This window comes from Streptomyces sp. CB09001, assembly GCF_003369795.1.
Classification (GTDB): Bacteria; Actinomycetota; Actinomycetes; order Streptomycetales; family Streptomycetaceae; genus Streptomyces.
The window spans coordinates 773175-791685 of record NZ_CP026730.1 but is presented as its reverse complement, the minus strand read 5'-3'; the positions used below and the strand labels follow the sequence as shown (position 1 = coordinate 791685).

Genomic DNA, 18511 nt, shown 5'->3' with positions numbered 1-18511 from the left:
CCATCGACCGCCGCGCCCGGAGGCGTCGTTCAACTGCCGTTCACCCGTGACCGGACCACATCTTCATGTCACCGACTATGTGTGGCGCGCCCTGGTGCGGAAGTCGATCACATGGCATCGTCCCTGTCAGCCGCGTCACGCGCACACCCCAGCCCGTGCGCGGAGGACGCACACGACGCGCACAGTCCGGGAGCCGCCCCATGTCGACCGAGAACGCCCAGCCGCTCTGGCAGCCGGATGCGCAACGCATCGCCCAGGCACGCATCACCAGGTTCCAGGCCTGGGCGGCCGAGCACCACGGAGCCCCCGCCGAGGGCGGCTACGCCGCCCTGCACCGCTGGTCCGTCGACGAGCTGGACACCTTCTGGAAAGCCGTCACGGAGTGGTTCGACGTCCGCTTCTCCACCCCCTACGCGCGCGTACTCGGCGACCGGACCATGCCCGGCGCCCAGTGGTTCCCCGGCGCCACGCTGAACTACGCCGAACACGCCCTGCGCGCGGCCGACACCCGCCCGGACGAACCCGCTCTCCTGTACGTCGACGAGACCCACGAGCCGGCCCCCGTCACCTGGGCCGAACTGCGCCGCCAGGTCGGCTCCCTCGCCGCCGAACTGCGCGCCCTCGGCGTACGCCCCGGCGACCGCGTCAGCGGCTACCTCCCCAACATCCCGCAGGCCGTGGTCGCCCTCCTCGCCACCGCCGCCGTGGGCGGCGTCTGGACCTCCTGCGCGCCCGACTTCGGCGCCCGAAGCGTTCTGGACCGCTTCCAGCAGGTCGAACCCGTGGTCCTGTTCACCGTCGACGGCTACCGCTACGGCGGCAAGGAACACGACCGCCGCGACACCGTCGCCGAACTCCGCCGGGAACTGCCCACCCTGCGCGCGGTGATCCACATCCCGCTCCTCGGCACCGAGGCCCCCGACGGCGCGCTGGACTGGGAGACCCTGACCGCCGCGGACACGGAACCGGTCTTCGAGCAGGTGCCCTTCGACCACCCCCTGTGGGTGCTCTACTCCTCCGGCACCACCGGCCTGCCCAAGGCCATCGTCCAGTCCCAGGGCGGCATCCTCGTCGAGCACCTCAAGCAACTCGGCCTGCACTGCGACCTCGGCCCCGGGGACCGCTTCTTCTGGTACACCTCGACCGGCTGGATGATGTGGAACTTCCTCGTCTCCGGCCTGCTCACCGGGACCACGATCGTCCTCTACGACGGCAGCCCCGGCTTCCCCGCCACCGACGCCCAGTGGCGCATCGCGGAACGCACCGGCGCCACCCTCTTCGGCACCTCCGCCGCCTACGTCATGGCCTGCCGCAAGGCCGACGTCCACCCGGCCCGCGACCTGGACCTCTCCGGGATCCAGTGCGTCGCCACCACCGGCTCCCCGCTCCCGCCCGACGGCTTCCGCTGGCTGCACGACGAGTTCGCCGCGAGCGGCGCCGACCTGTGGACCGCCTCCGTCAGCGGCGGCACCGACGTGTGCTCCTGCTTCGCGGGCGCGGTCCCCACCCTCCCGGTCCACATCGGCGAACTCCAGGCCCCCGGCCTCGGCACCGACCTCCAGTCCTGGGACCCGAGCGGCAACCCCCTCACCGACGAGGTCGGCGAGCTGGTCGTCACCAACCCCATGCCCTCGATGCCGATCCGCTTCTGGAACGACCCCGACGGCAGCCGCTACCACGACAGCTACTTCGACACCTACCCCGGCGTCTGGCGGCACGGCGACTGGATCACCCTCACCTCCCGCGGCTCCGTGGTCATCCACGGCCGCTCCGACTCCACCCTCAACCGGCAGGGCGTGCGCATGGGCTCGGCCGACATCTACGAGGCCGTCGAGCGTCTCCCCGAGATCAGGGAATCCCTCGTCATCGGCATCGAACAGCCCGACGGCGGCTACTGGATGCCCCTCTTCGTGCACCTGGCCCCCGGCGCCGCCCTCGACGACGCCCTCCTCGACCGCATCAAGCGGACCATCCGCGCGAACCTGTCCCCGCGCCACGTCCCCGACGAGGTCATCGAGGTCCCCGGCATCCCGCACACCCTCACCGGCAAACGCATCGAGGTCCCGGTCAAGCGCCTCCTCCAGGGCACCCCGCTCGACAAGGCCGTCAACCCCGGCTCCATCGACAACCTCGACCTGCTCCACTTCTACGAGGACCTCGCCCGCAAACGCTCCTGACCAGCACGCCGACGAGCCGGCCGCCCCGGGCGCGGCCGGCTCCCCGCGCCCGCCCGGCCCCGTTGTCAGTGCCGTCGATTACTGTGAGTGAGCATTGATCGACCGTGCTCAGGGGGAAACATGGCGCACACCGACCAGACCGACCAGACCATGCGACGCGTCCTGCGCCGCGAAATCGCGGGCACCATCGGACTGCTCACCGACGAACACGACTTCCGCGCCATGCGGCGCTACCGCAGCTTCACCTTCCACGACCACACCGCCTACCTCCGCCAGGTGGAATCCCTGCTCAGGGCCCGCGCTGCCCAGGGCACCCACACCACGGTCGCGCTCTTCGACCCGGACGAGTACGCGGACTTCTGCACGGCGGCCGGCCTCGACGCCGACGCCTCCGCCAGCCGCGCCCGGTTCACCGCCGAACTGGCCACCCACGGCCCCACCGTGCCCTATGCGGGCCAGCCCCTCACCGACCTGCTCCCGGCCCTGGTCGACGAAGCCGTCCGCCAGGCCACCTGGGAGTACACCTCGACCCTCCTCGCCCGCCTCGGCAACTGCGCCACCTGCGGGGAAGACCTCGGCCGCGCCGCCTTCACCCGGGCCTCCGGCCTCCTGCGCCGCGTTCTCGAAACGGCACCACCGGGCAGCCGGCACCTGGTCTGCAGCGTCTCGGGCCATCCGCAGGAGACCCTCGTCTCCGTCCTCCTCGTCGACGAGGAGACCGACGGCACCCCGCACATCGACGAGGCCGAGGGCCTGGAGTTCACCAGCGTCCTCGCTCTCGGCCTGGCGACGCACAGCCCCGGCGGACTCGTCATGCGGATCAGCGCCCCGGGCGGCCCCGACCGCATCCACGGCTGGAGCCTGCGGGGATACGGCCTCGAACCCCTCACCGCCGCCCAGGTCTTCGACGCCTACTGCACCGATGCCGAGTCCGGCGACCTCATCTCCCCGGAATCCAACGTCGACTACTGCGCACCGCCCGACCTCGGAGCCGACCGACTCCCACCGGGACACCACCACTGAACGCGGGCGGGGCGCCCCACCCGAAGGTGGAACGCCCCGCACCGCAGCCTGAGCGGCAGACCGCACCGGCCCTACTCGCCGGACAGCACCGCCTGCGCGGCGTTCCGCGCCTCCTCGGCGCTCTCCGCAGCGCGGGCGGCGGCCGCGGCACGCTCGCACTGTGCCAGCGTGAACTTCGCCAGCGTCGCCCGCACGTACGGCAGCGACGCCGCACCCATGGACAGGGAGGTGACACCGAGACCGGTCAGCACACACGCGAGCAGCGGATCCGAAGCGGCCTCGCCGCAGACACCGCAGCTCTTGCCCTCGGCCTTCGCCGCCTCGGCCGACAGCGCGACCAGGTCGAGCAGCGCCGGCTGCCACGGGTCCTGCAGCCGCGACACCGCACCCACCTGACGGTCGGCGGCGAAGGTGTACTGCGCGAGGTCGTTCGTCCCCAGCGACAGGAACTCCACCTCCTGCAGCACGGAGCGCGCCCGCAGCGCGGCCGACGGGATCTCCACCATCGCGCCGAACTTCGCCCGCAGCCCGGCCTCGCGGCAGGCGTCCGCGAACGCCTTGGCATCCGCCCGGTCCGCCACCATCGGCGCCATGACCTCGAGGTAGACCGGCAGCCCCTCCGCCGCCTTCGCCAGCGCCGTCAGCTGCGTCCGCAGCACGTCCGGGTGGTCGAGCAGCGTCCGCAGACCCCGCACGCCGAGAGCGGGGTTCGGCTCGTCGCCCGGGGTGAGGAAGTCCAGCGGCTTGTCAGCGCCGGCGTCCAGCACCCGCACGACGACCCGGCCCTCCGGGAAGGCCTCCAGCACCTGGCGGTAGGCGGTGACCTGCTTCTCCTCCGACGGCGCGTGCTCGCTGTCGTCGAGGAAGAGGAACTCGGTCCGGAACAGACCGACCCCCTCCGCGCCGGCCTCGACCGCCGCGGGTACGTCGGCGGGACCACCGATGTTCGCCAGCAGCGGCACCTTGTGACCGTCCGAGGTCGCCCCCGGACCCGTCGCGGCGGCCAGCGCGGCCTTGCGCTCGGCGGCCTCGGCCGCCAGCCGTGCCTTCTTCTCCTCGGCGGGATTCACGAAGATCTCACCGGTGCTTCCGTCGACCGCCACGACGGTGCCCTCGGGAATCTCACCGGCGCCCGGCAGGGCCACCACGGCAGGCACGCCGAGCGCCCGCGCGAGAATCGCGCTGTGACTGGTCGGTCCGCCCTCCTCGGTGACGAAGCCCAGGACGAGCGTCGGGTCGAGCAGCGCGGTGTCGGCAGGCGCCAGATCCCGCGCGATGAGGACGTACGGCTCGTCGCTGTCCGGAACGCCCGGCATCGGAACCCCGAGCAGACGGGCGACGATACGATTCCGCACGTCGTCGAGGTCCGCCACGCGGCCGGCCAGGTACTCGCCGGCACCTGCCAGCAGGGCGCGGTAGGCGGCGAAGGCGTCGTACACGGCGCGCTCGGCCGTGCTCCCGACGGTGATCCGCCGCTCGACGTCGGCCATCAGCTCGGGGTCCTGGGCCATCATGGCCTGCGCCTCGAGCACGGCCTGCGCCTCGCCGCCGGCCAGATTGCCGCGCGCCATCAGATCGGCCGCCACAGCTTCCACGGCCTTGCGGGCGCGACCCTGCTCGCGCTCCGCGTCCTCAGCCGGAATCTGCTTCGCCGGCGGCTCCAGAACCGCCGTCCCCATGTGCCGAACCTCGCCGATCGCCACACCGTGGCTCACACCGACGCCTCGCAGCGTTGTCTCCATCTCACCCGTCCCGATAGTGCGGCGGGTCCCGCCGCCGCGGTGGTTGTCCTACCAGCAGTCGATGCCGCCGTGAGACGGCACGGACGTCACTTCCAGAGGAAGAGACTCTCGCCGGCCTTCACGTCGCCGTCCTCACGGAGGTCCGTGAGCGCCTCGGCGGTGGCCTCCAGGGCCACGATCGGACAGATCGGCGACTTGCCCGCGGCCTCGACCGCGGCCGGGTCCCAGCGCACCACGCCCTGACCCCGTACAACGGTGTCGCCCTTGTTCACGAGCAGTTCGAACCCCTCGCCATTGAGCTGCACTGTGTCGATGCCGAGATGGGTCAGCACGCCGTGCCCGCTCTCGTCGACGACGACGAAGGCGTGGGGGTGCAGGGAAACGATGACGCCGTCGACCGGAGCGACTGCCTCGGAGGGCTCCCGCACGGGGTCGATGGCGGTGCCCGGGCCGACCATGGCCCCGGAGAAGACGGGATCGGGCACGGCGGCGAGGCCGATGGCGCGTCCTGCGAGCGGGGACGAGACGGTGGTCATGGGAAGCCTCCCAGGGCGGGGATCTGTACGGGCCGTCACTGCCTTGTCCCGGACGGCACACTGAGCAGCAGGGTATGTCATAGGAAGTACCGGTTCCGCATGAGTGTTCCGTTTAGAGGTCTAGACCACACTCCTCACGGATTTGCACCCGTTCCGCGGCCCCGTGTACAGTCGTTACTCCTGCCTGGGGTTGAGCGATGCGTAGCAAGGCGTCCTCGCTTCGGCAGCATCCAACTCGTCAGATCCTATCGCTGGATCGCCTTCTGCATGCCCGCAGGACGGTGGTCAAGAGCATCGGGAAAGCCTGATAGAGTTGGAAACACCGAAGGGAAGCGCCCGGAGGAAAGCCCGAGAGGGTGAGTACAAAGGAAGCGTCCGTTCCTTGAGAACTCAACAGCGTGCCAAAAGTCAACGCCAGATATGTTGATACCCCGACCTGATCGGATTTCCGTTCGGGTTGAGGTTCCTTTGAAGTAACACAACAGCGAGGACGCTGTGAACGGTCGGATTATTCCTCCGACTGTTCCGCTCTCGTGGTGTCACCCGATTACGGGTAAACATTCACGGAGAGTTTGATCCTGGCTCAGGACGAACGCTGGCGGCGTGCTTAACACATGCAAGTCGAACGATGAACCACTTCGGTGGGGATTAGTGGCGAACGGGTGAGTAACACGTGGGCAATCTGCCCTGCACTCTGGGACAAGCCCTGGAAACGGGGTCTAATACCGGATACTGACCCTCGCGGGCATCTGCGAGGTTCGAAAGCTCCGGCGGTGCAGGATGAGCCCGCGGCCTATCAGCTTGTTGGTGAGGTAATGGCTCACCAAGGCGACGACGGGTAGCCGGCCTGAGAGGGCGACCGGCCACACTGGGACTGAGACACGGCCCAGACTCCTACGGGAGGCAGCAGTGGGGAATATTGCACAATGGGCGAAAGCCTGATGCAGCGACGCCGCGTGAGGGATGACGGCCTTCGGGTTGTAAACCTCTTTCAGCAGGGAAGAAGCGAAAGTGACGGTACCTGCAGAAGAAGCGCCGGCTAACTACGTGCCAGCAGCCGCGGTAATACGTAGGGCGCAAGCGTTGTCCGGAATTATTGGGCGTAAAGAGCTCGTAGGCGGCTTGTCACGTCGGTTGTGAAAGCCCGGGGCTTAACCCCGGGTCTGCAGTCGATACGGGCAGGCTAGAGTTCGGTAGGGGAGATCGGAATTCCTGGTGTAGCGGTGAAATGCGCAGATATCAGGAGGAACACCGGTGGCGAAGGCGGATCTCTGGGCCGATACTGACGCTGAGGAGCGAAAGCGTGGGGAGCGAACAGGATTAGATACCCTGGTAGTCCACGCCGTAAACGGTGGGCACTAGGTGTGGGCAACATTCCACGTTGTCCGTGCCGCAGCTAACGCATTAAGTGCCCCGCCTGGGGAGTACGGCCGCAAGGCTAAAACTCAAAGGAATTGACGGGGGCCCGCACAAGCGGCGGAGCATGTGGCTTAATTCGACGCAACGCGAAGAACCTTACCAAGGCTTGACATACACCGGAAAGCATCAGAGATGGTGCCCCCCTTGTGGTCGGTGTACAGGTGGTGCATGGCTGTCGTCAGCTCGTGTCGTGAGATGTTGGGTTAAGTCCCGCAACGAGCGCAACCCTTGTCCCGTGTTGCCAGCAAGCCCTTCGGGGTGTTGGGGACTCACGGGAGACCGCCGGGGTCAACTCGGAGGAAGGTGGGGACGACGTCAAGTCATCATGCCCCTTATGTCTTGGGCTGCACACGTGCTACAATGGCCGGTACAATGAGCTGCGATACCGCAAGGTGGAGCGAATCTCAAAAAGCCGGTCTCAGTTCGGATTGGGGTCTGCAACTCGACCCCATGAAGTCGGAGTCGCTAGTAATCGCAGATCAGCATTGCTGCGGTGAATACGTTCCCGGGCCTTGTACACACCGCCCGTCACGTCACGAAAGTCGGTAACACCCGAAGCCGGTGGCCCAACCCCTTGTGGGAGGGAGCTGTCGAAGGTGGGACTGGCGATTGGGACGAAGTCGTAACAAGGTAGCCGTACCGGAAGGTGCGGCTGGATCACCTCCTTTCTAAGGAGCACATGGCCGACTGCAGACAAATGTTCTGCACGGTTGCTCATGGGTGGAACGTTGACTACTCGGCACGGGTCTTCTTGATGGATCACTAGTACTGCTTCGGCGTGGAACGTGGTCTCGGAGAGGGGTTCGTGTCGGGCACGCTGTTGGGTATCTGAGGGTACGGCCGTTGGCCTGCTTTCAGTTGCCGGCCCCAGTGCACTCGGGATGTAGGTTCCGGGGTGATGGGTGGTTGGTCGTTGTTTGAGAACTGCACAGTGGACGCGAGCATCTGTGGCCAAGTTTTTAAGGGCGCACGGTGGATGCCTTGGCACCAGGAACCGATGAAGGACGTGGGAGGCCACGATAGGCCCCGGGGAGTCGTCAACCAGGCTTTGATCCGGGGGTGTCCGAATGGGGAAACCCGGCAGTCGTCATGGGCTGTCACCCGCTGCTGAACACATAGGCAGTGTGGAGGGAACGCGGGGAAGTGAAACATCTCAGTACCCGCAGGAAGAGAAAACAACCGTGATTCCGGGAGTAGTGGCGAGCGAAACCGGATGAGGCCAAACCGTATACGTGTGAGACCCGGCAGGGGTTGCGTGTGCGGGGTTGTGGGATCTCTCTTTTACGGTCTGCCGGCCGTGAGACGAGTCAGAAACCGTTGATGTAGGCGAAGGACATGCGAAAGGTCCGGCGTAGAGGGTAAGACCCCCGTAGTCGAAACATTAGCGGCTCGTTTGAGAGACACCCAAGTAGCATGGGGCCCGAGAAATCCCGTGTGAATCTGGCGGGACCACCCGTTAAGCCTAAATATTCCCTGGTGACCGATAGCGGATAGTACCGTGAGGGAATGGTGAAAAGTACCGCGGGAGCGGAGTGAAATAGTACCTGAAACCGTGTGCCTACAAGCCGTGGGAGCGTCGGGGTGGAGCTTGCTCCATCCTCGTGACTGCGTGCCTTTTGAAGAATGAGCCTGCGAGTTTGCGGTGTGTTGCGAGGTTAACCCGGGTGGGGAAGCCGTAGCGAAAGCGAGTCCGAACAGGGCGGTTCAGTAGCACGCTCAAGACCCGAAGCGGAGTGATCTAGCCATGGGCAGGTTGAAGCGGCTGTAAGAGGTCGTGGAGGACCGAACCCACCAGGGTTGAAAACCTGGGGGATGACCTGTGGTTAGGGGTGAAAGGCCAATCAAACTCCGTGATAGCTGGTTCTCCCCGAAATGCATTTAGGTGCAGCGTCGTGTGTTTCTTGCCGGAGGTAGAGCACTGGATAGGCGATGGGCCCTACCGGGTTACTGACCTTAGCCAAACTCCGAATGCCGGTAAGTGAGAGCGCGGCAGTGAGACTGTGGGGGATAAGCTCCATGGTCGAGAGGGAAACAGCCCAGAGCATCGACTAAGGCCCCTAAGCGTACGCTAAGTGGGAAAGGATGTGGAGTCGCACAGACAACCAGGAGGTTGGCTTAGAAGCAGCCACCCTTGAAAGAGTGCGTAATAGCTCACTGGTCTAGTGATTCCGCGCCGACAATGTAGCGGGGCTCAAGCGTACCGCCGAAGTCGTGTCATTGCAGCAATACGGCCAACGCCGGCTGTGATGGGTAGGGGAGCGTCGTGTGCCGGGTGAAGCAGCCGCGGAAGCGAGTTGTGGACGGTTCACGAGTGAGAATGCAGGCATGAGTAGCGATACAAACGTGAGAAACGTTTGCGCCGATTGACTAAGGGTTCCTGGGTCAAGCTGATCTGCCCAGGGTAAGTCGGGACCTAAGGCGAGGCCGACAGGCGTAGTCGATGGATAACCGGTTGATATTCCGGTACCCGCTGTGAAGCGTCAAACATTGAACCAGGCGATGCTAAGTCCGTGAAGCCGCCCTTGATCTCTTCGGAGTGATGGGGAGTGGTGGAGCCGATGATCCAGACCTGTAGTAGGTGAGTGATGGGGTGACGCAGGAAGGTAGTCCATCCCGGGCGGTGGTTGTCCCGGGGTAAGGGTGTAGGACGTCAGGTAGGTAAATCCGCCTGGCAATAGTCTGAGACCTGATGCCGAGCCGATTGTGGTGAAGTGGATGATCCTATGCTGTCGAGAAAAGCCTCTAGCGAGTTTCATGGCGGCCCGTACCCTAAACCGACTCAGGTGGTCAGGTAGAGAATACCGAGGCGTTCGGGTGAACTATGGTTAAGGAACTCGGCAAAATGCCCCCGTAACTTCGGGAGAAGGGGGGCCACACTCGGTGACCGGATTTACTCCGTGAGCTGGGGGTGGCCGCAGAGACCAGCGAGAAGCGACTGTTTACTAAAAACACAGGTCCGTGCGAAGCCGTAAGGCGATGTATACGGACTGACGCCTGCCCGGTGCTGGAACGTTAAGGGGACCGGTTAGCTCCATTTCGGTGGGGCGAAGCTGAGAACTTAAGCGCCAGTAAACGGCGGTGGTAACTATAACCATCCTAAGGTAGCGAAATTCCTTGTCGGGTAAGTTCCGACCTGCACGAATGGCGTAACGACTTCTCGACTGTCTCAACCATAGGCCCGGTGAAATTGCACTACGAGTAAAGATGCTCGTTTCGCGCAGCAGGACGGAAAGACCCCGGGACCTTTACTACAGTTTGATATTGGTGTTCGGTTCGGCTTGTGTAGGATAGCTGGGAGACTTTGAAGCTCGCACGCCAGTGTGGGTGGAGTCGTCGTTGAAATACCAGTCTGGTCGTGCTGGATGTCTAACCTGGGTCCGTGATCCGGATCAGGGACAGTGTCTGATGGGTAGTTTAACTGGGGCGGTTGCCTCCTAAAGAGTAACGGAGGCGCCCAAAGGTTCCCTCAGCCTGGTTGGCAATCAGGTGTTGAGTGTAAGTGCACAAGGGAGCTTGACTGTGAGACCGACGGGTCGAGCAGGGACGAAAGTCGGGACTAGTGATCCGGCGGTGGCTTGTGGAAGCGCCGTCGCTCAACGGATAAAAGGTACCCCGGGGATAACAGGCTGATCTTCCCCAAGAGTCCATATCGACGGGATGGTTTGGCACCTCGATGTCGGCTCGTCGCATCCTGGGGCTGGAGTCGGTCCCAAGGGTTGGGCTGTTCGCCCATTAAAGCGGTACGCGAGCTGGGTTTAGAACGTCGTGAGACAGTTCGGTCCCTATCCGCTGTGCGCGTAGGAGTCTTGAGAAGGGCTGTCCCTAGTACGAGAGGACCGGGACGGACGAACCTCTGGTGTGCCAGTTGTCCTGCCAAGGGCATGGCTGGTTGGCTACGTTCGGGAGGGATAACCGCTGAAAGCATCTAAGCGGGAAGCCTGCTTCGAGATGAGGACTCCCACCCCCTTGAGGGGTTAAGGCTCCCAGTAGACGACTGGGTTGATAGGCCGGATCTGGAAGCACCGTGAGGTGTGGAGGTGACCGGTACTAATAGGCCGAGGGCTTGTCCTCAGTTGCTCGCGTCCACTGTGTTGGTTCTGAAACCACGAACAACCCCACGTCCACAGCGTGGTGCGGTTGAGTGTTTCATAGTGTTTCGGTGGTCATAGCGTAGGGGAAACGCCCGGTTACATTTCGAACCCGGAAGCTAAGCCTTACAGCGCCGATGGTACTGCAGGGGGGACCCTGTGGGAGAGTAGGACGCCGCCGAACTCCTCTTAGAGCTCTGGCTCTTGGGCATGCAGCCCGAGAGTCAGAGCTTTTTTGCGTTGAGGTAGGGTCAGTGAGCATCATTGGCTCGTTTCCCCCAGGAGGCCCCCGCGTGGAGGTCCAGGAGACCCGCGTGCAGACCGACCGGGTCCTCACCATCCCGAACATCCTCAGCATGGCGCGCCTGGCCGGCGTGCCCCTGTTCCTGTGGCTCATCCTGCGGCCCGAGTTCGGCGGCCCGCAGAGCGACGGCTGGGCGCTGTTGGTGCTGGCCCTGAGCGGGATCAGCGACTACCTGGACGGAAAGCTCGCGCGGCGCTGGAATCAGATCAGCAACCTCGGCCGGCTCCTGGACCCGGCGGCTGACCGGCTCTATATCCTCTCCACCCTGGTGGGTCTCACCTGGCGCGAGATTCTCCCGCTCTGGTTGACCCTTGTACTGCTTGCCAGGGAAGCGATGCTGCTGGTGATGGTGGGCATCCTCCGGCGGCACGGCTATCCGCCGCCGCAGGTGAACTTCCTGGGCAAGGCCGCCACCTTCAACCTCATGTACGCCTTCCCCCTGCTTCTGCTGAGCGACGGCAGCGGATGGATCGCGTCACTCGCCGCCGTCTTCGGATGGGCGTTCGCCGGATGGGGTACAACCCTGTATTGGTGGGCAGGTGTTCTCTACGTGGTGCAGGTCCGCCGCCTGGTTCGTGCGGACGCCGCAGCCGATTGAACTCGCTGATTGTGCGGTCCCGGTGGCCGGATGGCCCACGCTGGAAAAGTGCGGGACCCTGGACTGGTGAAGTCGGCTAAACCGTCGTCTCTCAGAGGAGGACGCTTCCGACATGAAGGCCGTCGTGATGGCTGGAGGCGAAGGCACACGCCTTCGTCCCATGACCTCGAGCATGCCCAAGCCGCTCCTGCCGGTGGTCAACCGGCCGATCATGGAGCACGTACTTCGGCTGCTCAAAAGGCATGGGCTCAACGAGACCGTCGTGACCGTCCAGTTCCTGGCCTCACTGGTCAAGAACTACTTCGGTGACGGCGAGGAGCTCGGAATGGAGCTCACCTATGCCAACGAGGAGAAGCCACTCGGTACCGCCGGAAGCGTCAAGAACGCCGAGGAGGCATTGAAGGACGATGCCTTCCTCGTCATTTCCGGCGATGCCCTGACCGACTTCGACCTCACCGACCTGATCAATTTCCACAAGGAAAAGGGCTCGCTCGTCACTGTGTGTCTGACGCGCGTGCCCAACCCTCTGGAATTCGGTATCACCATCGTCGACGAAGAGGGCAAGGTCGAGCGCTTCCTGGAGAAGCCGACCTGGGGCCAGGTCTTCTCGGACACCGTGAACACCGGGATCTACGTCATGGAGCCCGAGGTCTTCAACTATGTCGACCCCGATGTGCCCGTGGACTGGTCCGGTGACGTCTTCCCGCAGCTGATGAAGGAAGGCAAGCCCATCTACGGCTATGTCGCCGAGGGCTACTGGGAGGACGTCGGTACCCACGAGAGCTATGTGAAGGCCCAGGCCGACGTTCTGGAACGCAAGGTCGACGTCGACATCGACGGCTTCGAGATCTCGCCCGGCGTCTGGGTGGCCGAGGGCGCGGAGGTGCACCCCGACGCGGTGCTGCGCGGGCCCCTGTACGTCGGCGACTACGCCAAGGTCGAGGCCGGCGCCGAGATCCGGGAACACACGGTCATCGGGTCCAACGTCGTCGTCAAGAGCGGCGCCTTCCTGCACAAGGCCGTGGTCGCCGACAACGTGTACGTCGGACCGCACAGCAACCTGCGGGGCTGCGTGGTCGGTAAGAACACCGACATCATGCGCGCCGCGCGCATCGAGGACGGCGCGGTCATCGGCGATGAATGCCTGGTCGGTGAAGAATCGATCATCCAGGGCAATGTGCGGGTCTACCCGTTCAAGACCATCGAGGCCGGTGCCTTCGTCAACACCTCGGTCATCTGGGAGTCCCGAGGGCAGGCGCACCTGTTCGGGGCCCGCGGAGTCTCCGGCATCCTGAACGTGGAGATCACGCCGGAGCTGGCCGTGCGGCTGGCCGGTGCCTACGCGACGACCCTGAAGAAGGGGTCGACCGTCACGACGGCCCGTGACCACTCCCGCGGTGCCCGGGCGCTGAAGCGGGCGGTGATCTCCGCGCTGCAGGCCAGCGCCATCGACGTACGCGACCTGGAGAACGTACCCCTGCCCGTGGCGCGGCAGCAGACCGCGCGGGGCAGTGCCGGCGGGATCATGATCCGGACCACCCTGGGGGTGCCGGACTCCGTCGACATCATGTTCTTCGACGGCCAGGGCGCCGATCTGTCGCAGGGGAGCCAGCGGAAGCTGGACCGGGTGTTCGCGCGGCAGGAGTACCGGCGGGCGTTCCCGGGAGAGATCGGCGACCTGCACTTCCCGTCCAGCGTGTTCGACTCGTACACCGGGTCCCTGCTGCGCAACGTCGACATCACCGGCATCGCCGAGTCCGGGCTCAAGGTGGTCGTCGACGCCTCCAACGGCAGCGCGGGGCTGGTGCTGCCGAGCCTGCTCGGGAAGCTCGGTGTGGACTCACTGACGATCAATCCCGGTCTCGACGAGGCCAGGCCCACCGAATCGGCCGACATGCGGCGGTCCGGTCTGGTGCGCCTAGGGGAGATCGTGGCGTCCTCGCGGGCCGCGTTCGGCGTGCGCTTCGACCCGGTCGGTGAACGGCTGTCGCTCGTCGACGAGAAGGGCCGCATCATCGAGGACGACCGGGCGCTGCTGGTGATGCTCGACCTGATCGCGGCCGAGCGGCGCAGCGGCCGGGTCGCGCTCCCGGTGACGACCACCAGGATCGCGGAGCAGGTCGCCGCGTACCACGGCACGCAGGTCGAGTGGACGACCACCTCCCCGGACGACCTCACGCGGGTGGGGGGCGAGGAGGGTGCGATCTTCGGCGGCGACGGCAAGGGCGGCTTCATCGTCCCGGAGTTCAGCAGTGTCTACGACGGCACGGCGGCCTTCGTGCGGCTGATCGGGCTGGTCGCACGCACGCAGCTCACGTTGAGCCAGATCGACGCGCGGATCCCGCGGGCGCACGTCCTCAAGCGTGATCTGGCCACGCCGTGGGCGGTCAAGGGCCTGGTGATGCGGCGGGTCGTCGAGGCGGCCGGAGACCGGTTCGTGGACACCACGGACGGGGTACGCGTGGTCGAGACCGACGGGCGCTGGGTGATGGTCCTGCCCGACCCCGCGGAGGCGGTCACGCATCTGTGGGCGGAGGGCCCCGACGACGCCTCCGCGCAGGCGCTGCTGGACGAGTGGGCCGCGGTGGTGGACAGCGCGGGCCGCTGAGAACACACCGCACGCGCGCGTGCCGGACAAGTGTCCCCAAGGGGGCTGGTCCGGCACGCCGGTGGGGCCGTTCGGAGGTAGTGGCGGTGGCGTGCGACGATGTGCGGCATGCCGCAGCCACCCCCCGTTCGGAGCACACCCACGCGGCCCGCGCGCCCGGACGCGTCCATGTCGCTGCTCACGAACGTCATGGACCACAGCCTCGACGACGGATACGCCGAGGCCGCCGCGCGGAAGAAGGCCGACGGCAGCGGGGGCATGCCCAAGACGCTGCGCGCCAAGCTGGGCCTGGCGGCCGGTCTGGTCCTGGCGGCGCTGGTCGTGACGGTCGGGGCGGCCCAGGCACGGGTCGCCGCTCCCGGCGTCGCCAAGGAGCGTGAAGAGCTGGTCGACCGCATAGAGGGGGAGACCTCGGCGGCCGACGAGCTGGAGAAGAGCGTCGACGAACTGCGCGACGACGTGGACGCCCGCCGGCGCCAGGCGCTGGAGAAGAGCGGTGACGGCGACCGGTCCGACCTGGTGGGGATCCTGTCGGGCGCGGTGGAAGTGCACGGCCCCGGCGTGAAGCTCGTGGTGAACGACGCCAAGGACGTCGGCGGCACGGGCGCCGACGGGCAGCCGCGCGGCACCTCCGGATTCTCCGACACGGGACGGGTGCGGGACCGGGACATGCAGCGTGTGGTGAACGGGCTGTGGGAGTCGGGCGCCGAGGCGATCTCCATCAACGGACAGCGGCTGACCGCGCTGTCGGCGATCAGGGCCGCCGGTGACGCGATACTGGTCGACAACAGGCCGCTGGTGCCGCCGTACACGGTGCTCGCGGTGGGGGACGGGGAGCGGCTGAGCAAGGGGTTCCAGGACAGTGCCGACGGGCTGTACCTGCATGCCCTTCAGGAGAGCTACGGCATCCGGACCGCCATCTCCGTCGCGGACGACCTCAAGCTGCCGGCCGCACCGAGTGTGATCGTACGTACAGCACAGCCGATAACCGAGAAGGGCACATCGTGATCGCCGTACTGGGCCTCGTCGTGGGAGTCGTGGCCGGATTGCTGGTCCGGCCCGAGGTGCCGGCGGCCGTGGAGCCGTATCTGCCGATCGCCGTCGTGGCGGCGCTGGACGCCGTGTTCGGCGGGCTGCGGGCCATGCTCGACGGCATCTTCGACGACAAGGTCTTCGTGGTGTCGTTCCTGTCGAACGTGGTCGTGGCCGCACTGATCGTGTTCCTGGGCGACAAGCTGGGCGTCGGAGCCCAGCTGTCCACCGGGGTCGTGGTGGTCCTCGGCATCCGTATCTTCTCCAACGCCGCGGCGATCCGACGCCACGTCTTCCGGGCGTGAGGCCGATGAGCGACGACGAGCAGCCCGCGAACAGGTTGCGCAAGGAGCTGCCGGACGAGGTGCCGCCGGCGCGGCCACCGTCGGCGGACGACCCCGCGGGCGACGTCCCGGGCGGCGCGCAGCCGGAGCCGAACCAAGGGACCGGCAGGCAGCGGCTCCTGAAGGGGCTGTGGCCGCCGCGTCTGACTCGGGCCCAACTGATCGTCGCCCTGCTCCTGTTCGGGCTCGGGTTCGGCCTCGCGGTTCAGGTGGCGTCCAACAGTGAGAGCGACAGTGCGCTGCGGGGCGCCCGCCAGGAGGATCTGGTCCGCATCCTGGATGAACTGGACGACCGTACTCAGCGTCTTGAAGACGAGAAGCAGGGCCTCGAGAAGCAGCGCGACGAGCTGGAGAACAGCTCCGACCAGGCGGAGGAGGCCCGCAAACAGACGCTCGAGAAGGAGCGGCAACTGGGCATCCTCGCGGGCACCGTGGCCGCGCAGGGGCCCGGCATCACGGTGACCATCGAGGACACGAAGGGGACGGTCGAGGCGGACATGCTGCTCGACGCCATCCAGGAGCTGCGCGCGGCGGGTGCGGAGGCGATCCAGGTGAACGGCGTACGGGTCGTCGCAGGCACGTATCTCGCGGACGCCGACAACTCCGTCGGCGTCGACGGGAACAAGATCAACGCGCCGTATCGTTTCCAGGTCATCGGCAAGCCGCAGGACCTCGAACCGGCTCTCAACATTCCTGGAGGAGTGGTGCAGACTCTGGAGAAGGAACAGGCCACCGTTACTGTTGAGCGGTCGAGCAAGATCGTCGTGGACGCCTTGCGAGCGGCGGAGCGGCCTGACTACGCTCGGTCGTCCTCCCAGTGAACCTGCGGTGCATGGGGGGCGTCCGGCGAGGGCATGAGGTTGCGGGGGGTCGGCGCACCGATTGGGTGGTGCGTGGTGGAAACTGTCTGGTGGAGGCGGACGTTGTGAAGGTGTCCGGGTCGGCCAGTGCGTTCAGTAAGGGTTCGTCCTGCCCCACGGGCGGGTCTGTTTCGGTCAAGGGGAATCGCCCGTGAAGTTGTTTGCGAAGTTGTTCGGCAAGAGCGCACGAGAGGGCAGCGGCGACAACGCCACCGCCCGCCATCGCGCACAGCCCGACGCGGAGGGCCGACGCCCGATGTACCGGGACCAGGTGGGTGGTCCGGGCGCGCCGTCTGTTGACCCTGCTCAGTCCGGCGGCATAGGTTTCGGCCAGCCCTCGGCCCCGGGTGCGGGTGGAGGGTTCACCCCCGACCCGTACGCGTCGAACGCCCCGGCGGGGCAGTCGCGGCAGGAGGATCCGTCCATGTCGGCCCTGGTCTGTACGAGGTGCGGCAACCGCAACGCGGAGAACAGCCGTTTCTGCTCCAACTGCGGTGCTCCGCTGCGGCCCGGCGCGGTCCCGGAGCGTGCGTCCGAGACCACCTCCACGATCTCCATCTCCGGTCTCGAGGCCTACGACGCCGAGGTCACCGGCCAGACGGCGATGCCGGCGCTCTCTCCCGAGGCGCAGGCGGCCGTGGACGCGCTGCCCCTGGGCTCCGCCCTCCTGGTCGTGCGCCGCGGGCCGAACTCGGGCAGCCGCTTCCTGCTGGACGGCGAGCTGACCACGGCCGGGCGTCATCCGCAGAGCGACATCTTCCTGGACGACGTGACGGTCTCGCGCCGGCACGTGGAGTTCCGGCGCAGCCCGGACGGGTCGTTCACGGTCGCCGACGTCGGCAGCCTGAACGGCACCTATGTGAACCGGGAGCGCATCGACCAGGTCGCCCTGTCGAACGGTGACGAGGTGCAGATCGGCAAGTACCGGCTGGTGTTCTACGCGAGCCAGCGGGGTTACTGACCCGCCCCCGGGCCGTCCGCCCGGGGAACCTCCAGGGAAGGTCCATGTTTCAAACACCGAGCGGCGGTGCCGGGCAAGGCGCCGCCGTCACGGACAGTGGGCTGATGAGCATCGGCGCAGTGCTGAACGCGCTGCGTGACGAGTTCCCCGACATCACCATCTCCAAGATCCGTTTCCTGGAGTCGGAGGGCCTCGTCGAGCCGCGGCGGACTCCGGCCGGGTATCGCAAGTTCAGCGTGCGCGACGTCGAGCGGCTCGGCCAGGTGCTGCGCATGCAGCGGGACCACTACCTGCCGCTCAAGGTGATCCGTGAGCACCTGGACGCCGTGGAGCGCGGCGAGGCCGTGGCGCTGCCGCGGGTCGGCCGGCAGCGGGACGGGGAGGCGGCCGAGCCCGAGCCCGCCGAGAGCCCGACGGTGGCCCGGATCGGGCGCGACGAGCTGCTGGCCACGGCCGGGATCGGCGAGCAGGAGCTGAAGGAGTGGGAGTCGTACGGACTCCTCGTCCCGCTGCCCGACGGGGCGTACGACGCCGAGGCGGTCACGGTGGCGTCGCTGGTGGTGCAGCTGGGGCGGTTCGGGATCGAACCGCGGCACCTGCGGGTGATGAAGGCCGCAGCCGACCGCGAGGCCGGGCTCGTCGACCAGGTGGTGGCCCCGCTGAAGCGTCACCGCAACCCCCAGACCAGGGCACACGCGGAAGCCCGCACCAAGGAGCTGGCGGGGCTCGCGGTGAAACTGCACGCGGCGCTGGTGCAGACCGCCCTTGGCGTGCGGCTGCCCTGAAACGGGCGGGACCGGGGTCCGGGCCGTGGACCGG

At 66.5% G+C, this 18511-nt stretch carries 11 protein-coding genes and 3 rRNA genes; 12 read left to right on the top strand and 2 right to left on the bottom strand.

The window, feature by feature from the left end; translation table 11 throughout:
* Positions 1-200 precede the first annotated feature (200 nt).
* A complete protein-coding gene (locus C4J65_RS03690; RefSeq protein WP_115741078.1) occupies positions 201-2177 on the top strand; it encodes an acetoacetate--CoA ligase in 1977 nt (658 codons plus the stop codon).
* Between the two features lie 120 nt (positions 2178-2297).
* Complete coding sequence (locus tag C4J65_RS03685) at positions 2298-3200, top strand: hypothetical protein (RefSeq protein WP_115741077.1); 903 nt, start codon at positions 2298-2300, stop codon at positions 3198-3200.
* A 71-nt stretch (positions 3201-3271) separates the two neighbouring features.
* Here C4J65_RS03685 and ptsP read toward each other — a convergent pair whose 3' ends face one another.
* Both ptsP and C4J65_RS03675 read right to left on the bottom strand, forming a co-directional pair.
* Positions 3272-4942 carry a phosphoenolpyruvate--protein phosphotransferase gene (gene ptsP, locus C4J65_RS03680; protein ID WP_115741076.1) on the bottom strand — a complete coding sequence of 557 codons (1671 nt, stop codon included), beginning with the start codon at positions 4940-4942 and terminating at the stop codon, positions 3272-3274.
* A gap of 86 nt (positions 4943-5028) precedes the next feature.
* Entirely contained in the window at positions 5029-5478 is a 450-nt protein-coding gene (locus C4J65_RS03675) for a PTS glucose transporter subunit IIA (RefSeq protein ID WP_115741075.1), read from the bottom strand.
* A gap of 560 nt (positions 5479-6038) precedes the next feature.
* Here C4J65_RS03675 and C4J65_RS03670 point away from each other — a divergent pair.
* From C4J65_RS03670 to C4J65_RS03625, 10 genes are all read left to right on the top strand, one after another.
* Positions 6039-7565, top strand: a 16S ribosomal RNA gene (locus tag C4J65_RS03670).
* A gap of 281 nt (positions 7566-7846) precedes the next feature.
* Positions 7847-10968: ribosomal RNA gene (locus C4J65_RS03665) — 23S ribosomal RNA — on the top strand.
* An 84-nt stretch (positions 10969-11052) separates the two neighbouring features.
* Positions 11053-11169, top strand: a 5S ribosomal RNA gene (rrf, locus tag C4J65_RS03660).
* Together the 16S, 23S and 5S rRNA genes form the textbook arrangement of a ribosomal RNA operon.
* A 109-nt stretch (positions 11170-11278) precedes the next feature.
* The gene (locus C4J65_RS03655) at positions 11279-11887 is read left to right on the top strand and encodes a CDP-alcohol phosphatidyltransferase family protein (RefSeq protein ID WP_115741074.1); all 609 of its coding nucleotides are present in this window, start codon (positions 11279-11281) and stop codon (positions 11885-11887) included.
* 112 nt (positions 11888-11999) lie between these two features.
* Positions 12000-14495: a mannose-1-phosphate guanyltransferase gene (locus C4J65_RS03650; protein ID WP_011027759.1), complete on the top strand. Its 2496-nt coding sequence runs from the start codon at positions 12000-12002 to the stop codon at positions 14493-14495.
* Positions 14496-14594: 99 nt separating this feature from the next.
* Positions 14595-15503, top strand: coding sequence for a DUF881 domain-containing protein (locus C4J65_RS03645; RefSeq protein WP_115741073.1), 909 nt, complete (start codon positions 14595-14597; stop codon positions 15501-15503).
* Positions 15500-15832 carry a small basic family protein gene (locus C4J65_RS03640; protein ID WP_003977440.1) on the top strand — a complete coding sequence of 111 codons (333 nt, stop codon included), beginning with the start codon at positions 15500-15502 and terminating at the stop codon, positions 15830-15832. Before C4J65_RS03645 ends, C4J65_RS03640 begins: the two co-directional genes overlap by 4 nt.
* 5 nt (positions 15833-15837) lie before the next feature.
* Positions 15838-16692: a DUF881 domain-containing protein gene (locus C4J65_RS03635; protein ID WP_115741072.1), complete on the top strand. Its 855-nt coding sequence runs from the start codon at positions 15838-15840 to the stop codon at positions 16690-16692.
* 148 nt (positions 16693-16840) lie between these two features.
* Positions 16841-17692: an FHA domain-containing protein gene (locus C4J65_RS03630; protein WP_238698001.1), complete on the top strand. Its 852-nt coding sequence runs from the start codon at positions 16841-16843 to the stop codon at positions 17690-17692.
* Positions 17693-17736: 44 nt separating this feature from the next.
* Positions 17737-18477: a MerR family transcriptional regulator gene (locus C4J65_RS03625; RefSeq protein ID WP_115741070.1), complete on the top strand. Its 741-nt coding sequence runs from the start codon at positions 17737-17739 to the stop codon at positions 18475-18477.
* The last annotated feature ends 34 nt before the right edge of the window (positions 18478-18511 follow it).